Raw genomic sequence first — 17003 nt, 5'->3', positions numbered from 1 at the left:
GAACGTGAACGCACCGAATCAGCAGGCCAACCCACCGGGCTCCGAGGCCACCGCGCTGCCGGCGACCCCCGGTGGTGTCGTCCTGCGCGTGCTGAGGGTGTCCTTGCATGTGGGCTTCGCCTTGCTGCTCGGCGTGGGCGTCATCAGGGTCCTGGTCACCGATACCAGCGCCTCCACGCGCCTGGCTTCGATTCTGCTGGCTGGGGTCCTGGCCGCGATCTACCTCTGGGGCACCACCTGGGAAAACCGGTTCGCCCGCGGCCTGACCTCGGACCCCAACCGGTTTTCACGGAGCTGGCTGCTCATCGTCGTCGTCCTCTGGTTGGCGCTGATGGCCCTGCACCCGGATTTCAGCTGGCTCGCTTTCCCGCTGTTCTTCCTGCAGATGCACCTGCTGCGCACCCGCACCGCACTTTTCGCCATTATCGGGCTGACCCTGGTCGTCATCGGCGCCCAATGGGCGCACGCCGGGTCGGTCACCGTGGCCGGCATCCTCGGGCCGGTCTTCGGGGCAACGTTCTCCGTGGTCATGGGATTCGCCTACCAGGCCCTCTACACCGAGGGCGTCAACCAGCGCCGGGCCCTGGATGAACTGCGCCGCACCCGGGCAGCGTTGGCCGGTGAACAGCACCGGGCCGGCGTCCTGGCCGAACGCGAGCGACTCGCCCGCGATATCCACGACACCCTCGCCCAGGGGTTCTCCAGCATTGTGTTGGTCTCCCGGTCGGCCCGCGCCGCCCTGGACGCCGGGGATACGGAACTGGCAGGCCAACGCCTCGAAACGGTGGCCACGACGGCCTCCGATAACCTGGGTGAGGCCCGCGACTTCGTCCGCGGACTGTCCGCAGGAACCGCCGAAGCTGCCGCCGGGGCACTCGCCGGACGTTTCGCCCGGCTCTGCGCCTCCACCGAACGCACCGCACAGGCCTCCGGGGATGAGCTGGAATGCCGGTTCCGGGAGGATGGCGAGGCACAGGCCCTCAGCCCCGACGTCGCCGGCGCCCTGCTGCGGGCCGCCCAATCCTGTCTGGCCAACGTCCTGGCCCACGCCCGCGCCTCGCGGGCCATCCTCAGTCTGGGCTACCTGGCCGGGGAGGTCACCTTGGATGTGTACGACGATGGGGTCGGCTTTGATCCCGACACGCTGCCCGCCGCGCCGAGGAACGATGGGACGGGATTCGGGCTCAGCGGACTGAAGGCGCGGATCGGTGCCCTCAACGGAACCGTGGAGGTCGAATCGGCGCCCGGGGAGGGCACCGTGGTGGCCGTAAGGATCCCCTGCGCAACGGAGGATGGACATGGATGAACTAAATCTGCTGCTGGTGGACGACCACCCGGTCGTCCGGGCCGGGCTCAAAGCCGTCCTGACCGAACAGGCAGGACTACACGTCGTGGCGGAAGCCGCCGACGGTGCGGCGGCGATCGCCCAATTGAACCGGTTGGAAACCCTCGGCGAACACGTGGACGTGGTGCTGATGGACCTGCAGATGGACGGAATGGACGGTGTCGAGGCCACCGGCAGGATCCGCACGGCCGGCGGACCGCCCGTCCTCATCCTCACGACCTATGACTCGGACTCCGATATCCGGACCGCCCTCGACGCCGGGGCCGCCGGCTACCTGCTCAAGGATGCCCCGCTGGAACGGCTGACCGCTGCTGTCAGGGATGCGGCCCGGGGGCGTCGGGTCCTCTCCGAAGACGTGGCCGCCAGAATGGACCCCGCGGCCCGCAACGCGGCCACCGATTTGAGCCCGCGCGAACTCGAACTGCTCGGCCTGCTCTCCCGCGGGCTGGTCAACCGGCAGATCGCCAAGGAATTGTTCATCTCCGAATCGACGGTCAAGACCCACCTCATTCACATTTACGCCAAACTCGGGGTGGATACGCGCACCGCCGCCATCGACCAGGCCCGCACGCTACGGCTCATCAGGTGAAACCTTGAGCGGCCGGTCCGGGGAACTGACGGGAGACGGGGCATCCTCCTGAAGTCGTACACCGCCACGGCCGAAGATCATCCGTAGGGGCGGCGACGGCACCGGCGCGGGTGCGTAGCGTGGAAGCATGATCCAGGCAACTTCTCTCGCCAAGAACTATGGCTCGAAACGCGCGGTGGACGACGTGTCCTTCACCGTCCAGCCCGGTAAGGTCACGGGCTTCCTTGGCCCCAACGGCGCCGGCAAATCCACGACGATGCGCATGATCGTGGGCCTCGACCGCCCCTCGGGCGGCGACGTCACCGTCAACGGCAAACGCTATGCGGAGCACGCCGCCCCGCTGCGCGAAGTCGGGGCGCTGCTCGAGGCCAAGGCGGTGCATAAATCGCGCTCCGCCCGCAACCATTTGCGCACTCTGGCCGCCACCCACGGCATCGGTAACCGCCGGGTCGACGAGGTCATCGAACTCACCGGGCTGGCGCCCGTGGCCCGCAAACGCGTCGGCGGGTTCTCCCTGGGGATGGGCCAACGCCTCGGCATCGCCGCCGCCCTGCTGGGGGACCCCCACACCCTGATCCTTGACGAGCCGGTCAACGGGCTGGACCCCGAAGGCGTCCTCTGGGTCAGGAACATGGCCAAAGGCCTGGCCGCCGAGGGCCGCACCGTCTTCCTCTCCTCACATTTGATGAGCGAAATGGCGCAGACCGCAGACCACCTGATCGTCATCGGACGCGGCAAATTATTAGCCGACGCCCCCATGGCCGACGTCCTTTCCGGGGCCGGCGGGGCCCGCACCAGGGTGCGCACCGACACCCCCGACGAACTGGTCAGATCGCTGGCAGCACCGGAAGTCACGGTTACCACCACGGGCCCCGATGCCCTCGAAATCCAGGGCATCACCCCCCGCGACATCGCCCGCAGGGCGCTGGATACCAACGTGCTGGTCTATGAACTCACCCCGCTGCAGGCCTCCCTGGAGGACGTCTACATGGATATGACCCGCGACGACGTCGAATACCACTCAGGCCCGGTCACCGGAGCCGAGCCAGAACGTGAAACCGGAAGGCGGGCCAGCAAATGAGCACCGAAACCCACCAGGCACCTGCGGCCCAGCAGCCCCGCACCACCGAGGGTAAGGGAACTTCCTTCGGCAGGGCCGTCCGCTCCGAGACCATCAAATTCACCTCGGTGCCCTCCTCCCTCATCCTGCTGCTGACCACCCTGGTCATCATGATCGGCATCGCCGCAGTGGCAGCCTGGGGCATCGGCTCCTCGCAGGAGGCCATCAGCAGTGATCCCGAAGCCGCGGCGGCCATGGGAGATATGGAAGCGCTCGGCAACTCGATTGCCTCCTCGGGCATTATGTTCTCCCAGCTCATCGTCGGCTCCATCGGCGTGCTGGTCATGAGTTCGGAATTCACCACCGGCATGGCCCGGGCCACCTTCGCCGCCATCCCGAAACGGTTCCCTGTCGTCCTGGCCAAGACCCTGCTGGTCGCCGTGGTGTCCCTCGTGGTCACCGTGGTCTCGACGTTGCTGGCGGCCCTGGTGATCATGCCGATCCTGTCCAACTATTCGCTGGAACAGGACCTTTCCAGTGAGACGTTCCAGCGCTACCTCTGGATCGGCGCCGCCTATGTGGCCGTCATTGCCCTGCTCGGCATGTCGCTGGGTGGTCTGCTGCGCAACTCGGCAGGGGCGATCGTCACGCTCGTCGGCATCGTCTTCGTCCTACCGAATGTCCTGGCCCTCATTACCAACGACTTCATCCAGGACGCCAGCCGCTTCCTGCCGGATGCCGCCTTCGGCAACCTCGTCGGGGCCACGCCCGCCGAGGGTGCCCTGGAGCAGTGGCAGGCAGGGGTGGTCCTGGGGCTGTGGGCGCTGATTCCGGTCGTCGTCACCCTGCTGGTCATTCGGCGTCGCGACGTCTAGAGGGAAACCGCAGGCCGGGGCCCCCACCTGCCTCACGAACCACCGCGGGTGGTGGCGGAACGAACGGCCGCCACCGCCCGCGGTTTTCGTGGGTCCACCCACCCGTCGAGACCGAAAGCTAAGCTGAGAACATGAGCACAGCACCGCTGGGGGAGGCCCCGGAGACACCGGCGCAGACCTTTGCCGAGCTCACCGAACAACGGCGAGGTCCGCTGCGCCGTTTCATGCGTTCACACCGCACGCTCATGGACGTCCTGCTGGCCGTCACCTACTTCCTGGTCACCGCCGCCTCGGGGCTGGAATCGGCGCTCAACGGCCGGTGGCTGCCGTGGGCCGGAGTGCTGCTCATTGCGGTTCTGCTCGTCGTCCGGCGGCGCTGGCCCATGGCCGTCTTGGGGGTCGTCTTCCTGATTGAAGTCGGGATGCAACTCGTGGACCCCTACTTTTCGGCGACGAGCATCGCCGTTTGGCTCGTCCTCTATACAACGGCAACCTTATATACCGCTCGGCGTATGTTCACGATGGCTGCGCTGCTGAGTGCCATGCAGCTCCTCGTGCAGTTCGTCGTCGTCCTGCCGGCCTTCCAAGTCCCCGAGGCGGCCACCCGGTTCCTGGTCGAAGACACCCCTCCGGCGGAAACGTTCGTCTGGATGATGGCTGCGCTGACCGTCCTGTCGAATTTCTCGGTGGTGGGCATCGGCGCCGCAGTGCGCAATAAGCGGCTCCACGAAGCCGAGCTGGCCAACTGGGGTTCCCGGGTCCAACGACTGGCCCAAGTGGCAGAACGCAACCGCATAGCCCGGGAAATGCACGACGTCGTCGCCCACTCACTGTCGGTGATGATCGCCCTCTCCGACGGGGCACGGGTCGTCTTGCGTCGCGACCCCGAACGGGCCGCCGGGGTGCTGGACGAACTCTCCTCCACGGGCCGTAGCGCCCTGGCCGATATGCGCCGGGTCATCGGTGTGCTCCGCGATGGCTCCAATGCCCCCTTGGCGCCCCAACCGGCGTCGTCCTCACTGAGCGACATGCTCGAGGGGTTCAGGGTCGCCGGGCTCCCCTTGCAGATCACTCATACCGGCTCCGCCCTGCCGGTGGATGCCGCATTCCAGCTGACCGTGTACCGGATCGTGCAGGAATCGTTGACCAACGTGCTGCGCTATGGGCGAGCGGTGACCCGGGTCCACGTCGATCTCTCCCGCGATGAGGACACCGTGCGGATCAAGGTCACCGATAATGGCCAACTGTTGGGCGCCAAACGTGATGCCATCGGCAGCGGCCAGGGCCTCAAGGGCATGAGCGAACGCGCAGCCATCTACGACGGGTCCGTGTACGCCGGCCCCGGACCACGCGGAGGGTGGGTCGTCCACGCGATTCTGACCGTTCCCGAACAGGCCACCGAACACCAGCCATCCCTGGGGGAAGCCACACGATGAACGAGAGCCCCATGCCATCCGGCACCGAAAAACCGCAGCCTCAATCCCAGACGCCCGAGGTGGAAATTCCCGAACGTCGTCCCGGGGACCCCATCCGCATCCTGCTGGTCGATGACCAGCCGCTACTGCGCATGGGATTCCGGCTCATCCTCGAAGGCGAAGATGACCTCTTCATCACCGGGGAGGCCTCCGATGGGGAGGAGGGGGTGGCCCTCGCGCTGGAAACCACCCCCGACGTGGTGCTCATGGACGTGCGGATGCCCAAGGTGGACGGGATCGAGGCCACCCGTCGCATCGCCGAGCAGGTCCCGTGCGCGAAGATCATCATCCTGACCACCTTCGACCTGGACGAATATGCCTTTGCCGGTCTGCGGGCCGGCGCCTCGGCGTTCCTGCTCAAGGACGTGGCCCCCGCCGAACTGGTCAACGCCGTCCGGCTGGTGGCCAGCGGTGATGCCGTCGTGGCCCCGCGGATCACCGCCCGGCTGCTCGAAACCTATGTCAGACGTCCCGATGGTGCTCCGTCGGATGGCACAAAACAGCACGGGGCGGGAACCGGGGCCACGTCCGCCGGACACCCCGAACGCGACCCCCTCCTGCAGGATCTGACCCCCCGCGAACTCGAGGTCCTCGGCGCCATCTCCGAGGGTCTTTCCAATGCGGAGATCGCCCACCGGTTCTTCCTCTCCGAAGCCACGGTGAAGACCCATGTGCGGCGGATCCTCACGAAACTGCATCTACGCGACCGCGTCCAGGCCGTCGTCTACGCCTACGAGACCGGCCTGGTGGTCCCGAGCCAGGGTCTGGACTACTAGAACATGAACATAGAATTCCTGCGCAATCCGTGGTTCATGCTGGCCGTGGTGCTCTTTGCCTCGGGGGCCTTCCTCGTCGCGGTACTCCACCAGCCGGTGGCCGGACCGGTCGTGATGGGCGTCGGCGTGGTGGCGGTGGCATTTGCCGTTTATCGTCACGGCGGGTGGAATGGCAGGAACCGCGGATGAGTTACGGAACACACAACACCTAAGGATGGGTATGGCCACGTCGGAAGCACAGGAACACGCCAATGATCTGGGGGCGTTCGTCACGGCATCGCCGTCGAGCTTCCATGCCGCCGCCGAGGTCGCCCGCCGGCTGGCCGCCGCCGGGTTCAGTGCCCGGGCAGAGTCCGATACCTGGGACCACACCCCCGGCGGCTACTACACGGTGCGTGACGGTGCGGTCATCGCCTGGTTCATTCCCGCAGGAGCCACCGCCACCACCGGATTCCACATCCTGGGTTCCCATACCGACTCCCCCGGGTTCAAACTCAAACCCAAACCGACGACCGGACGTGAAGGCTGGCTGCAGGCAGGAGTCGAGATCTACGGTGGACCCCTGCTGAACTCCTGGCTCGATCGAGAACTGATCCTCTCCGGCCGGGTGGTCACCTCCGACGGCGCCGAACACCTGGTGCGGACCGGCCCCCTGCTGCGCTTCCCGCAGCTGGCCATTCATTTGGACCGGGCGGTCAACGACGGGCTCACCCTGGATAAGCAGCAACATATGAACCCCGTGTGGGGCCTCGGGGACCCGAGCCAAGCGGACCTGCTCGCCATCCTGGCAGCGGATGCGGGGGTCGACCCGGAAACGATCACCGGATACGACATCGTCACCACCATTGCCCAGGAACCCGCGTTCTTCGGTGGCCGGGGCGAGTTCCTGGCCTCCCAGCGGTTGGACAACCTCTCCTCGGTGCACGCCTCACTGGTCGCACTGATCGACCATGCAGAACGCCGTGGCTGGGGTCCTGAAGCCACGTCGGAGAACGACGACGGCCCAGGACATATTGCGGTGCTGGCCGCCTTCGACCACGAAGAGGTCGGTTCGGCCTCCCGTTCGGGGGCCAGCGGGCCCTTCCTGCAGGATGTGCTTGAACGCATCGTGGACGCTGCCGGCGGCGGGGTCCAAGAACGGGCCCGGGCCTTCGCCGACTCCGTCTGCATTTCTGCCGATGCCGGTCACGCGGTCCACCCGAACTACCCGGAACGCCATGACCCGGCCAACCGCCCGGTTCTGGGAGGCGGCCCGTTGCTGAAGATCAACGCCAATCAGCGGTACACCACCGATGCGGTAGGCGCCGGCCTCTGGGCTGCCCTCTGCCAAGCCGTGAACGTCCCCTATCAGGAGTTCGTCTCAAATAACGTCATGCCCTGCGGATCGACCATCGGACCGCTGACCGCGACCAGGTTGGGCATCCGCACCGTCGACGTCGGCATCGCCTTGCTCTCGATGCACTCGGCCCGTGAAATGTGTGCGGTCGAGGATCCGTTGGCCCTGGCCCGCGTGACCCGGGGGTTCTTCGCCGGCTGAGCCGCCGCCGTCCACAGGCCCCAGGGGCCCCCTGCGCTTCGCCGCAGGCGCGGGTTAGGGTGGTGGAACCGGCATCGGGTAGGATGTGTCAGGCTGTTTGTGCCGTTTCTGACCCCTGAAACGACTTCGGCCAACGCACAGAACCTCCTGTTACGGAAAGACCGTGACCGTTTAGCCCAAAGGAGGTGGGTTCACATGCGTGCATACGAACTGATGGTACTGATCGACCCCGAGGTCGACGAACGTACCGTGGAACCGACTCTTGGCAAGTTCCTTGATGTCGTCCGCAACGATGGTGGCACCGTCGACAATGTTGATATCTGGGGCCGCCGCCGGCTGGCCTACGAGATCAAGAAGAAGGCAGAAGCCATCTACGCGGTGGTTACCTTCACCGCTACCCCGGCCACTTCCGCGGAACTTGACCGCCAGCTCTCGCTCAACGAGACGATCCTGCGCACCAAGATCACCCGCCCGGAAGACCAGAAGGTCGTCGCAGAGTAGTCTGCGTCGACTTTTCGTAGAAACCGACTCAAGGAGGCACCATGGCAGGCGAAACCGTCATCACGGTCATCGGAAATCTCACCGCTGACCCGGAATTGCGTTTCACCCCGTCCGGTTCTGCAGTGGCGAACTTCACCATTGCCTCGACCCCGCGGACCTTCGACCGCCAGACCAGTGAGTGGAAGGACGGCGAAACGCTGTTCCTTCGCGCATCGGTGTGGCGCGATGCTGCCGAAAATGTCGCCGAGACGCTGACCAAGGGCATGCGCGTCGTCGCCCAGGGTCGGTTGAAGTCGCGTTCCTTCGAAACCAAGGAAGGCGAGAAGCGCACCGTCATGGAGCTGGATGCCGACGAGATCGGCCCCTCGCTTCGCTACGCTTCCGCCAAGGTCACCCGCACCCAGCGCAACAACTCGGGTGGTGGCGGCTTCGGCGGCGGTAATGCCGGAGGAAACTTCGGTGGCGGAAACCAGAGCGGCAACGCTGGATTCGGTGGGGGAAACCCCGGCGGAAACCAGGGCGGCACCTGGAACGCTCCGGCTCAGGACCCCTGGGCCTCCTCCTCCAATAACGGTGGATGGGGCAATGCCGGCGGGTCCGACGAACCACCCTTCTAAAGCAACACCTCTTATTCACCATCCCGCGGAAAAATTCTGCGGGCTCCACCAGATAAAGGAGCTCCACGATGGCTAAGGCTGAACTCCGTAAGCCCAAACCAAAGTCCAATCCCTTGAAGGCCGCTGACATCACCGTCATCGACTACAAGGACGTAGCATTGCTGCGCAAGTTCATTTCCGACCGCGGAAAGATCCGTGCCCGTCGCGTGACAGGCGTCTCCGTCCAGGAGCAGCGCAAGATCGCCCAGGCCATCAAGAACGCGCGTGAAGTTGCCCTGCTGCCTTACTCCGGCGCTGGCCGCGGCTAGGAAGGGATAACACCATGGCAAAGCTGATTCTGACCCACGAAGTAACCGGTCTTGGTACCGCTGGCGAGGTCGTCGAGGTGAAGGATGGTTACGCACGTAACTACCTGCTGCCCCGCGGTTTCGCGCTGCTCTGGAGCAAGGGTGGTGAGAAGCAGGTCGAGTCCATCAAGGCCGCCCGCACTGCTCGCGCCATCGCATCCCTCGAGGATGCCCAGGCATTGGCCCAGAACTTGTCCGCCCAGGCGGTCAAGATCACGGTCAAGGCCGGCCAGGGTGGTCGCCTCTTCGGCACCGTCAAGACCGCCGATATCGCCAACGCAGTCGAGGCCGCCGGCCTCGGCTCGATCGACAAGCGCACGGTGGAAATCCCCGAGCACATCAAGTCGACCGGCAACTACCAGGCAACCGTCCGTCTGCACGAGGACGTCTCCGCGACCATCGACCTGCAGGTCGTCGCCGCGAAGAAGTAGCCACCACCGCGAACCGGCTACCCTCCCCACGGGAGGTGGAGCCGACCACGGTGGACCCGAGGGGCCCTGCGCGTAAGCGCAGGGCCCCTCGGTCGTTAAGGCCCGACATCGTCGGCGGCCCATGTGCCTCCGGCTGTGGCCCCCGGGAGGCGATCTTGCGAAATATTGCGGAGATCTTTGACCCCGGGGACCCACCGGCCCTAGCGTGGACCATGAATCAAGAGCGCCACCTTCCAAGCCCTGGCTGGGTGGCCGGCAACCCTCTCACGGTAGTGGGGTGCTCCAGGTGATGATTCGGCCGTCCGGCTCCCCGGGCGGCAAGTACCGCACCCCGTGTGGATCCCGGGATCCACCGGTGTGCCATACGCCGGAAGCAGAGCAGATGACACTGTCCCATGATCTTCAACCCGACGCACTCCGCCAGGCCTTCGCGCGCCACCCTTCGGGAATCGCCGCCCTGTGCGCGATCATCGATGGCGAGGCCCAGGGCCTGGTCGCCTCCTCCTTCACCGTCGGGGTCTCCATGGACCCTCCGTTGGTGATGTTCGCGGTGCAGAACAGCTCCCGGACCTGGCCCATCGTGCGGGCCGCGGGCCGGATCGGCGTGTCGGTTCTCGGCGAGGCCCATGAGCGGGTCTGCCGGCAGATCGCCTCCAAATCGGGTGACCGGTTTGCCGGGTTGCGGCTGGACTCCACCGATGAAGGGGCCCTGTTCCTGAACGAGGCCTCCCTGTGGTTGGACTGCAGCGTGGAACGCGAATTCCCCGCCGGGGACCACCATGTGGTCCTCCTGCGGGTCCACGGCCATGCCGGACACGACGGGGCCCATGACCCGTTGGTCTTCCACGGTTCGGCCTTCCGCACGTTGCAGGCGGAGGCCCTGGTCTAGGACCGCTGGGGGGGGGTGGCTACATGCCCCGCAGGGTGTCCACGTATCGTTTGGCCTGGAGCAGCCCCAGGCCGGTGTCCTGCCTGATCTTACGTACCGCGCCGACGTAGTTTCCTTGATTGATCAGCTGCATGACGCGGTCGAAATTGGGGTTTCCCGGACCGGGCGCCATCCCCGGGGGATGTTCGAGGTCGAACCCGGTGCTCTGGCCGGTGCGTCCGGGGGAGTTGCGGGCGGCCTGGGCCGCCCGAGCCGTCGTCGCCGCCCGGAGCTTTTCCGCCTTCTCCGTGTCGATCTGCTGTTGGTGGGCCGCCGTGGCATTGAGGCGGGCGATGTATTGCTCGGCATCGCTGGGGTGGCCCGAGGGTCGTGTCTTGAAGATCCAGGTCAAGGCACCGAACACCGCGAAAAGGACGACGATCGCGACGATCGCCGTCAGCAGTTCGGAACCGCTGATTTCAGACATGTCCCCTCCTGGGGTTCGGGGCCGCCGCGCGGGCGACGGTCTTTCCTCCATTATTTCACGTGCCTTGGCTCCGGACCCGTTCAGGGCTGGTGAAGTTCGGTCATCACGTGGTGGTGTCCAGTATCCATGAGTTCACGCAGGATCCCGAGCCCGACGTCGGCCAACTTGTTGACGTAGAGGCACGAAGCGCCCAGTCGGTGCTTGCCGAGTCCAGCCGGGAGCCCGGCCGCGGCCGGGGGGTCCGTCAGCCCGTAGAGGGCCAGCGAGGAGGCGCGGGGAGAGCACCCGATCGCCGGGGTATCTCCTTCACGCCCGCTGGGGTAGCGGTAATGGTAGGAGCCGAACCCGACGATGCTGGTTCCCCACATCATCGCGGGCCGACCGCTGGCTTCCTGCATCATCGACAGAAGTGCGTGGGCGTCGTCCCGCCGCGCGGGGTGCTCGATGGCAGCGAGGAAATCACGTGGATCCACCTCTGTCGGTCGGGTCTTCGCTGCTGACATCGTGCCAGCGTGCCAGTGCGATTCGGCGACGGCAATGGATGTCCCGGCCCGGCCCGAGGACGCGAAAGTCAAAGCTACCCACAGCTGGCGGCGTGTCTGTGGAGAACCATGGCCAACTTGTGGATAAGTGGCGCCTGCACACATGTGTGCTGCTTGGCAACCTGCAAGTAGGGGGTGAATGTTGACGAAAAGTTTTCTTCCATCAGTTGTTATCCACAAGTAAAATGCCTAGTCAGAGCAGGGTTATTGAAGGAAAATAAAAGTAATCCACAAGCCCGTCCCCAGACTGTGCACACAACACGCCGCGTCACCCACAGGTTCTCCACATGGGCTGTGGATAACTCTCTTTGGTTCTGCCCGTCGGGGGCATAGGGTGACAGGGTCCCCGGCTCCAACCGGGCTGGATTCCCCGTTCGTCACCCGCGGCACCATTGTGTCGGTGGGTCGCATTCACTGGGATACTAGAGGGACGTGGCTGCGCCGCATCACCGGCGCCGCGCTGAGAGGGAAGGAACCGGACGTGACGCTCACGCACACCGAATCAGGGTCGTCGAATTCATCGGACATGGGGCGGACCCCGCCCCAGGACCTCGTGGCGGAGCAAAGCGTGCTCGGTGGCATGATGCTCTCGAAGGATGCCATCGCGGACTGTGTCGAGGTCCTGCGGGGCGTCGATTTCTATCGGCCCGCGCATGAGGCGATCTACGAGGCCGTCGTGGACCTCTATGGCCGGGGCGAACCCGCCGACGCGGTGACGGTGTCCGACCACTTGACCAAACGCGGGGAGATCTCCCGTGTCGGAGGACCCGCCTACCTGCACACACTGATCCAGTCGGTGCCGACCGCGGCCAACGCCGGGTTCTACGCGGAGATCGTCCGTGAACGGGCGGTATTACGCCGGCTGGTTGAAGCGGGCACCAAGATCGTGCAGATGGGCTACAGCCAGGACGGCGAGGTCGACGCGATCGTCAACGATGCGCAGGCCCAGATCTACGCGGTGGCCGAACGACGCACCTCGGAGGACTACGTCCCGCTCCGCGACATCATCGAAGGCACCGTAGACGAGATCGAATCGGCGGGCCAGCGTGGCGAGGGAATGATCGGGGTGCCGACCGGCCTCTATGAACTCGACGAACTGACCCAGGGCCTCCACGGAGGACAGATGGTCGTGGTGGCCGCCCGACCCGCGGTGGGCAAGTCGGTCTTCGCCCTGGACATCGCCCGTTCGGCATCCATCAAGAACAACATGACCACCGTGGTCTTCTCCCTGGAGATGGGGCGCAACGAGATCGCCATGCGTCTGCTGTCGGCCGAAGCCAGCATCGGATTGCAGGATCTGCGCAAGGGCACCATCAAGGACGAGCAGTGGGGCAAGATCGCCACCACCATGGGGCGGTTGAACGAGGCGCCGTTGTTCATCGACGACTCCCCGAACATGTCACTGATGGAGATCCGGGCCAAGTGCCGGCGCCTGAAGCAGCGGCACGACCTGAAGCTCGTGGTGCTGGACTACCTCCAGCTGATGAGTTCGGGCAAACGCGTGGAATCGCGCCAGCAGGAAGTCTCGGAGTTCTCTCGGGCACTGAAGCTGTTGGCCAAGGAACTCGATGTTCCCGTCGTCGCCCTCTCGCAGCTCAACCGTGGTTCCGAGCAGCGCACCGATAAGAAGCCGATGGTCTCGGATCTGCGTGAGTCGGGCTCGATCGAGCAGGACGCCGACCTGGTGATCCTGTTGCACCGCGAGGATATCTACGACAAGGAATCCGCACGCGCCGGCGAAGCGGACATCATCGTGGCCAAGAACCGCAACGGTCCGACCAAGAACATCGTCGTAGCCTTCCAGGGCCATTACCAGCGCTTCAACAACATGGCCACCGAAGGCGGCGGGGGGTTCTAACCCGCAAGGGCGGGTTGCCGCTCCCCCTAGCTCCGCGGTTTCAGCCGGGCGTTGGGCATTTCCGGTGCCGGCAGAGCCGCTGGCTGCCCGGCTGGGAAGGGTCCGAAATCGTGGCCATCTGACGACCACTGAGAGGCTTCAGGGTCGATTTGCTGCTGCCACGCGGTCCGGAAGTCGACGAGTTCTTGGTGTGAACGCCCCACGAAGTTCCACCACATCACGATTTGTTCACCCAACGGTTCCCCGCCGATGAGGAGCAGGCGGGCCCCGCCGTCGAGCCCCCGCAACGACATCGATGTCGAACCCTGCGGGAGGTAGGCCAGATGGCCCATCGGGACCTCGGTTTCATCTACCAGGAGGCTCCCGGCGTCGAGCAGGAGCCCGTATTCGAAACCCGGTTCCGTATCTACGACGAGCGTGGCGCCTTCCTCGAGCCGGAGCTCGGCGCCCACCAATGGGCGGTGCACGGCGCTGGGGGCGCTGTCACCGAGCAATGATCCGAGAAAAACCCTGGCGACCCAGCCCTGACCCGAAATGGGGTCGGGGCGGTAGTGCTCGAACGCGGGTGCGGTGTCGCGGGAAGTATTCGGTAGGGCAATCCAAAGTTGGGCTCCATGCAAGATGGTGGTCTCGGGCGTGGAGAACTCCGAATGGCTGATGCCGCTGCCGGCCGTCATGAGATTCAGTTCCCCGGGGCGGACAACGGCCAGTGTTCCGGTGGAATCGCGGTGTTCGATTTCCCCGGAGAATAGCCAACTGACGGTTTGCAGGCCGGTATGCGGGTGGCGGGGAACGTTCATTCCCTGGCTGTCCGTCAGATCCCGGGGACCGTAGTGGTCAAGGAAGCACCAGGAGCCGATGAGACTGCGGCGGCGTTGGGGGAGCGTCCGTCGCACGTTCATGCCTCGGGGCCCTCCCAGGGGGACGTCGCGGGGAACCAGAAGTTCGGGTGTGGTGGTTCCGGACCCGGTGGTGGGACGGTCCGCGCAGAGGATTTCCGGGGGGTCCTTCTCGAAGTTACTCACGGTATGCCGGGTTCTTGGACCGGCGGCGTGGGTTCCCCGGGCGGCGTGCGCAGCCACCGGGCCGCCGCGACCACCATGAGGATCACGGCGATGCTCCAGGCCGGTACCGCGACCCAGACGGTCACGTGGCCGATCCGGTCGATGATCCCGATCCCCTGACCCTGACCGAACATCATGGACGATGTGGCCAGCATCCCCAGGGGGAAGACGATGGACCACAGGGCGGTTTCGTAGCGCATGTTGTGGTGGTGCACGACGTGGCGCCAGATCCCGAAGAGGATGAGCAGCGGGACCCACCACAGGCCCAGGGACCAGAGGATGAAGCTGGTTCCGCTGATGAAGCCGCGCGTCGCGGCGATGGCCTCGAAGCTGTCCGGCAGCTTCAACAGGGCACTACCGGCCAATACCGAGATGGCTGTCGCCCCCATGAAGATCCAATAGGTGGGGCTCAGATCGGCGGGCCGGTTGGCCCGGGTGATCAGCCGCAGGGTGATCAGGGTGCCGATCAGCATGTACAGCATCACCCCGACCCCCCACAGCGCCGCCGCCAGGGTTGCCAGTCCGTTGCTGGAATGGGCGCTGGCGACGCCCGCGGCGGCCGACGCCAGCGATTGGGTCGCGACGACCCAGAGGAACCAGCTGCCGTTGGCCGCGTTGAGGACGGGGGTGCCTTGCGGGCGCAGCAGCAGTACGCCGGGAATGAGGTACGTCAGCACCAGCCAGGCCAGGGCTGCCAGGCAGCCCAGGACCAGGGCGATGTCCGCCCGGTCGGTCATCACGTAGTGCAGCCCCAGGACGTCCAGCCCGGCGACGAAGCTGAAGAACCCGAAGGTCTTGGCCGGGGAGATGATGTCCGCGGCAAACTTCCCGGGGTGGGCGATGGCGCGCCAGAGTGTTGCGGCGATCAGGATCACCAGCGCCGTGATCGCCACCCAGAACAGGATCTCCGCCGGCACCGGTCGGCCGGACTTCAGCAGGGCCGCCGAGACGATGCCGGTGGCCATCACGAAGGCGAAGCACGAGGGTGGGAGATCGGAGATCGTCGCCGCGAATCTGCGTCGGAGGCCCGCCGGTGTGGTGCCGGGGGTGGGGGGCCGTGGCGAGGTCAGGGGTGCGGCTGGCATGGTCTGGATCCCTTCGGGCTGCTGGCGGGTGCTGTCAGCTTATCCTTGGCCGCTGGATTCAGCCTCCGGCGACGGACTGGATGATCAATACGTTCGCCCCGTCGGGGACCACCGTGTCCAGACCTTCCAGGACCCTGACATTCTCCCCGTCGATGAACACGTTGACGTAGCGGCGGATCGCTCCGGTCTCGTCGCGCAAGCGCCGGGCGAATCGGGGGTGTCCCTGCCCTGCGAGGTCCAGGAACCCCTCCAGCCGGGTTCCGGCGTCGTACTCGATCACGGCCCGGCGTTGCCGGCCCCAGAGGGGGGCCAACGTCGCGGGGATCTCGAGGTTGGCGTGGGCCATGGCCGTCACCGCACCGAGCCGGCGCGCAGGCTGAGGATGTCGGGCAGACGGGAGGCCACCTGGTGGAAGCTCCCACCTTCGTCACTGCTGGTGTGGACCTCGCCTCCGCGGGTCCCCAGATAGAGGCAAGCGGGGCCCTCGGGGTCAGGAACGTCGACGTCGGCGGCGTCGCGCAGCACGACGTTGTATTCGTGGTCCGGTAGTCCGCGGTGCTGTTCGGTCCAGGTGGAACCGGCATCGGTGGTGCGGTACAGGCTGAGTCTGCCTCCGGGTGGGATGCGTTGGATGTCCGCCTCCAGCGGCAGCGTCCAGGCCGTATCGGCACGGTGCGGGTGGGTCAGGAACGTGAAGCCGAAGTCGGAGGGCAGGCCGGAGGCGATATCGGCCCAGTGGTCGCCGCCGTCGTCGCTGCGGTAGACGCCGCCATGGTTTTGCGCGTAGAGCCGGTCGGGATTGGTCGAATCGGCGGTGATCCGGTGGACGCACTGGCCGAACTCCGGTTCCTCGGCGGGCAGGAACCCTGCGGAGATCCCCCGGTTCCTGGCCTGCCAGGTGCTGCCCCCGTCGTGGGTGCGGTAGACCCCGCCGGTGCTCATCGCCACGTGGACGGTCCCCGCGTCGGTGGAGTGGGGGACGATCGTATGGACGGCGGCACCGCCGAATCCCGCTCCCCATTCGGGGCGGTGTGGATGGTCCCAGAGGCCACGATTCAATTCGAAGCTCTCGCCGCCATCGGTGGATTTCCAGACGGAGGTCGGTTCACAGCCGGCCCAGATGACGCCGGGCCGCTCCGGGGTATCGGGACGTAGATGCCAGACCCGCTCCAGTGCGGCGCCGGTATCTGCGGGAAAGGCGATGGCTCCGTCTTCGGGTTCGGACCAGGTGGCCCCGAAATCATCCGAATGGACCACGGTCGGGCCCCAGTGCCAGTCGTTGAGTCCGGCGAGGATCCGCGGTTGCGGGCCGCGGCTGTCGATGGCGACGGAGGCTACTTCCTGGTTCAGGAAATGTGGCTCGCCCAGGGTGAAGTCGCGCCCGTTCCCGCTTGTGGCGATCCAGAGGCCCTTCTTCGTTCCGATGGCAATCATGGTGGTGGTCATGGGAGAAGTGCATCACCGGAAGAGGGCGTGGGCAATAGTTGTTCCACCGGGATGGAGAATCAATATTTCGTTGATGGATTGACAGCGTGGCCGTGACCGC

The 17003-nt window shown here is 65.8% G+C and carries 20 protein-coding genes and 1 riboswitch; of the genes, 14 read left to right on the top strand and 6 right to left on the bottom strand.

The window, feature by feature from the left end; translation table 11 throughout:
* The first annotated feature begins 4 nt into the window (after positions 1–4).
* The 13 genes from ACT3UE_RS01045 to ACT3UE_RS00985 all read left to right on the top strand — a co-directional run bounded on the left by ACT3UE_RS01045 (position 5) and on the right by ACT3UE_RS00985 (position 10442).
* Entirely contained in the window at positions 5–1306 is a 1302-nt protein-coding gene (locus tag ACT3UE_RS01045) for a sensor histidine kinase (protein ID WP_343251906.1), read from the top strand.
* Entirely contained in the window at positions 1299–1934 is a 636-nt protein-coding gene (locus tag ACT3UE_RS01040; protein ID WP_086994991.1) for a response regulator, read from the top strand. Before ACT3UE_RS01045 ends, ACT3UE_RS01040 begins: the two co-directional genes overlap by 8 nt.
* A gap of 127 nt (positions 1935–2061) precedes the next feature.
* Positions 2062–3015, top strand: a complete 954-nt coding sequence (locus tag ACT3UE_RS01035; protein ID WP_086994929.1) for an ABC transporter ATP-binding protein — start codon at positions 2062–2064, stop codon at positions 3013–3015.
* Positions 3012–3869 carry an ABC transporter permease gene (locus ACT3UE_RS01030; protein ID WP_443349052.1) on the top strand — a complete coding sequence of 286 codons (858 nt, stop codon included), beginning with the start codon at positions 3012–3014 and terminating at the stop codon, positions 3867–3869. Before ACT3UE_RS01035 ends, ACT3UE_RS01030 begins: the two co-directional genes overlap by 4 nt.
* Before the next feature lie 131 nt (positions 3870–4000).
* The gene (locus ACT3UE_RS01025; RefSeq protein WP_444566096.1) at positions 4001–5305 is read left to right on the top strand and encodes a sensor histidine kinase; all 1305 of its coding nucleotides are present in this window, start codon (positions 4001–4003) and stop codon (positions 5303–5305) included.
* Between the two features lie 131 nt (positions 5306–5436).
* Positions 5437–6120, top strand: a complete 684-nt coding sequence (locus ACT3UE_RS01020; RefSeq protein WP_241895488.1) for a response regulator — start codon at positions 5437–5439, stop codon at positions 6118–6120.
* 3 nt (positions 6121–6123) lie between these two features.
* A complete protein-coding gene (locus tag ACT3UE_RS01015; RefSeq protein ID WP_086994940.1) occupies positions 6124–6309 on the top strand; it encodes a hypothetical protein in 186 nt (61 codons plus the stop codon).
* 31 nt (positions 6310–6340) lie between these two features.
* Entirely contained in the window at positions 6341–7657 is a 1317-nt protein-coding gene (locus ACT3UE_RS01010) for a M18 family aminopeptidase (protein ID WP_444566095.1), read from the top strand.
* Positions 7658–7852: 195 nt separating this feature from the next.
* A complete protein-coding gene (gene rpsF / locus ACT3UE_RS01005) occupies positions 7853–8158 on the top strand; it encodes a 30S ribosomal protein S6 (protein ID WP_444554431.1) in 306 nt (101 codons plus the stop codon).
* A gap of 41 nt (positions 8159–8199) precedes the next feature.
* A complete protein-coding gene (locus ACT3UE_RS01000; RefSeq protein ID WP_444554430.1) occupies positions 8200–8775 on the top strand; it encodes a single-stranded DNA-binding protein in 576 nt (191 codons plus the stop codon).
* Between the two features lie 68 nt (positions 8776–8843).
* Positions 8844–9083 (top strand): 30S ribosomal protein S18, encoded by a 240-nt coding sequence (rpsR, locus tag ACT3UE_RS00995; RefSeq protein ID WP_007269381.1) that lies wholly within the window; start codon positions 8844–8846, stop codon positions 9081–9083.
* A 14-nt stretch (positions 9084–9097) separates the two neighbouring features.
* The gene (rplI, locus tag ACT3UE_RS00990; RefSeq protein ID WP_444554429.1) at positions 9098–9553 is read left to right on the top strand and encodes a 50S ribosomal protein L9; all 456 of its coding nucleotides are present in this window, start codon (positions 9098–9100) and stop codon (positions 9551–9553) included.
* A 215-nt stretch (positions 9554–9768) separates the two neighbouring features.
* A riboswitch (SAM riboswitch) is annotated at positions 9769–9883 on the top strand.
* A gap of 52 nt (positions 9884–9935) precedes the next feature.
* On the top strand, positions 9936–10442 hold the full coding sequence (locus ACT3UE_RS00985; RefSeq protein WP_444554428.1) for a flavin reductase family protein: 507 nt from the start codon (positions 9936–9938) through the stop codon (positions 10440–10442).
* A gap of 19 nt (positions 10443–10461) precedes the next feature.
* Here ACT3UE_RS00985 and ACT3UE_RS00980 read toward each other — a convergent pair whose 3' ends face one another.
* Both ACT3UE_RS00980 and ACT3UE_RS00975 read right to left on the bottom strand, forming a co-directional pair.
* Positions 10462–10908, bottom strand: coding sequence for a hypothetical protein (locus ACT3UE_RS00980; RefSeq protein WP_444566094.1), 447 nt, complete (start codon positions 10906–10908; stop codon positions 10462–10464).
* 80 nt (positions 10909–10988) lie between these two features.
* Positions 10989–11411, bottom strand: a complete 423-nt coding sequence (locus tag ACT3UE_RS00975; protein WP_444554830.1) for a DUF1801 domain-containing protein — start codon at positions 11409–11411, stop codon at positions 10989–10991.
* A 565-nt stretch (positions 11412–11976) separates the two neighbouring features.
* Between ACT3UE_RS00975 and dnaB the strand changes: the two genes are divergently transcribed.
* Positions 11977–13308, top strand: a complete 1332-nt coding sequence (gene dnaB, locus ACT3UE_RS00970) for a replicative DNA helicase (protein ID WP_444554832.1) — start codon at positions 11977–11979, stop codon at positions 13306–13308.
* Positions 13309–13334: 26 nt separating this feature from the next.
* Here dnaB and ACT3UE_RS00965 read toward each other — a convergent pair whose 3' ends face one another.
* From ACT3UE_RS00965 to ACT3UE_RS00950, 4 genes are read right to left on the bottom strand one after another with little or no spacing between them, the layout of a single operon-like run.
* Complete coding sequence (locus ACT3UE_RS00965; RefSeq protein WP_444554829.1) at positions 13335–14333, bottom strand: pirin family protein; 999 nt, start codon at positions 14331–14333, stop codon at positions 13335–13337.
* Entirely contained in the window at positions 14330–15457 is a 1128-nt protein-coding gene (locus ACT3UE_RS00960) for a tellurite resistance/C4-dicarboxylate transporter family protein (RefSeq protein ID WP_444554828.1), read from the bottom strand. The genes ACT3UE_RS00965 and ACT3UE_RS00960 overlap by 4 nt, the downstream gene beginning before the upstream one ends.
* A 58-nt stretch (positions 15458–15515) precedes the next feature.
* Positions 15516–15803, bottom strand: a complete 288-nt coding sequence (locus ACT3UE_RS00955; RefSeq protein WP_444554827.1) for a MoaD/ThiS family protein — start codon at positions 15801–15803, stop codon at positions 15516–15518.
* A gap of 5 nt (positions 15804–15808) precedes the next feature.
* Entirely contained in the window at positions 15809–16903 is a 1095-nt protein-coding gene (locus ACT3UE_RS00950; RefSeq protein WP_444554826.1) for an exo-alpha-sialidase, read from the bottom strand.
* Positions 16904–17003 lie beyond the last annotated feature (100 nt).

The sequence above is a fragment of the Arthrobacter sp. 179 genome (assembly GCF_052379645.1).
GTDB lineage: Bacteria > Actinomycetota > Actinomycetes > Actinomycetales > Micrococcaceae > Arthrobacter_H.
The sequence above is the reverse complement of the archived record's forward strand: the minus strand, read 5'-3'. Positions and strand labels throughout refer to the sequence as shown.

Coding starts and splice junctions, on each gene's coding strand:
- ACT3UE_RS01040 (WP_086994991.1), top strand. CDS start 1,299: ATGGATGAACTAAATCTGCTGCTGGTGGACGACCACCCGGTCGTCCGG.
- ACT3UE_RS01035 (WP_086994929.1), top strand. CDS start 2,062: ATGATCCAGGCAACTTCTCTCGCCAAGAACTATGGCTCGAAACGCGCG.
- ACT3UE_RS01030 (WP_443349052.1), top strand. CDS start 3,012: ATGAGCACCGAAACCCACCAGGCACCTGCGGCCCAGCAGCCCCGCACC.
- ACT3UE_RS01025 (WP_444566096.1), top strand. CDS start 4,001: ATGAGCACAGCACCGCTGGGGGAGGCCCCGGAGACACCGGCGCAGACC.
- ACT3UE_RS01020 (WP_241895488.1), top strand. CDS start 5,437: ATGGGATTCCGGCTCATCCTCGAAGGCGAAGATGACCTCTTCATCACC.
- ACT3UE_RS01015 (WP_086994940.1), top strand. CDS start 6,124: ATGAACATAGAATTCCTGCGCAATCCGTGGTTCATGCTGGCCGTGGTG.
- ACT3UE_RS01010 (WP_444566095.1), top strand. CDS start 6,341: ATGGCCACGTCGGAAGCACAGGAACACGCCAATGATCTGGGGGCGTTC.
- rpsF (WP_444554431.1), top strand. CDS start 7,853: ATGCGTGCATACGAACTGATGGTACTGATCGACCCCGAGGTCGACGAA.
- ACT3UE_RS01000 (WP_444554430.1), top strand. CDS start 8,200: ATGGCAGGCGAAACCGTCATCACGGTCATCGGAAATCTCACCGCTGAC.
- rpsR (WP_007269381.1), top strand. CDS start 8,844: ATGGCTAAGGCTGAACTCCGTAAGCCCAAACCAAAGTCCAATCCCTTG.
- rplI (WP_444554429.1), top strand. CDS start 9,098: ATGGCAAAGCTGATTCTGACCCACGAAGTAACCGGTCTTGGTACCGCT.
- ACT3UE_RS00985 (WP_444554428.1), top strand. CDS start 9,936: ATGACACTGTCCCATGATCTTCAACCCGACGCACTCCGCCAGGCCTTC.
- ACT3UE_RS00980 (WP_444566094.1), bottom strand. CDS start 10,908: ATGTCTGAAATCAGCGGTTCCGAACTGCTGACGGCGATCGTCGCGATC.
- ACT3UE_RS00975 (WP_444554830.1), bottom strand. CDS start 11,411: ATGTCAGCAGCGAAGACCCGACCGACAGAGGTGGATCCACGTGATTTC.
- dnaB (WP_444554832.1), top strand. CDS start 11,977: ATGGGGCGGACCCCGCCCCAGGACCTCGTGGCGGAGCAAAGCGTGCTC.
- ACT3UE_RS00960 (WP_444554828.1), bottom strand. CDS start 15,457: ATGCCAGCCGCACCCCTGACCTCGCCACGGCCCCCCACCCCCGGCACC.
- ACT3UE_RS00955 (WP_444554827.1), bottom strand. CDS start 15,803: ATGGCCCACGCCAACCTCGAGATCCCCGCGACGTTGGCCCCCCTCTGG.
- ACT3UE_RS00950 (WP_444554826.1), bottom strand. CDS start 16,903: ATGACCACCACCATGATTGCCATCGGAACGAAGAAGGGCCTCTGGATC.